The 440-nt window shown below is 51.1% G+C and carries 1 protein-coding gene; it reads left to right on the top strand.

The window, feature by feature from the left end:
* Window positions 1-56: 56 nt before the first annotated feature.
* Window positions 57-440, top strand: a 384-nt coding sequence (locus tag M9827_RS24335; RefSeq protein WP_250607588.1) for a hypothetical protein, incomplete at its 3' end; no start/stop codon positions are given.

Raw genomic sequence — 440 nt, 5'->3', positions numbered from 1 at the left:
GTGTTCTGTAAAAACAAGACTTATCGGCCGAAGGCCCCGGCGAAAGGCGCGCGATCATGTCAGAGAATACTTTTAATCCACAGCAGGCTGAGCATGCTCTGAACGAGGATGACGGGAACTCGGATGTTCGGGCTTGGCAGCCTCTCCAATTTCTCCACGAGAACAGCACGATTCTTGTTAGCCCCGATACGCCGCTAACATTCAGTATCCCATCGTATGTCGGAGAACATAATCAGGTGTGGATGGACTTTCATTCTGCAAACTCGAGCAGGAAGATTCTTGATGGAGATTGGTTCCAGGCAGTTCATTGGAACACTATTCAGGTCAATGGACTTGAAGAAGGGAAGGCCAAATTTGATGGTGTCTGGAGGCGAGGTGACGAGTGGGCTCCGTGGACTTCCCAGCATGTTGAAGTGAGGAAGCCTGCCGCGTTTGATGCC

The organism is Pseudomonas sp. AKS31 (genome assembly GCF_023634765.1).
GTDB lineage: Bacteria > Pseudomonadota > Gammaproteobacteria > Pseudomonadales > Pseudomonadaceae > Aquipseudomonas.
The sequence above is the reverse complement of the archived record's forward strand: the minus strand, read 5'-3'. Positions and strand labels throughout refer to the sequence as shown.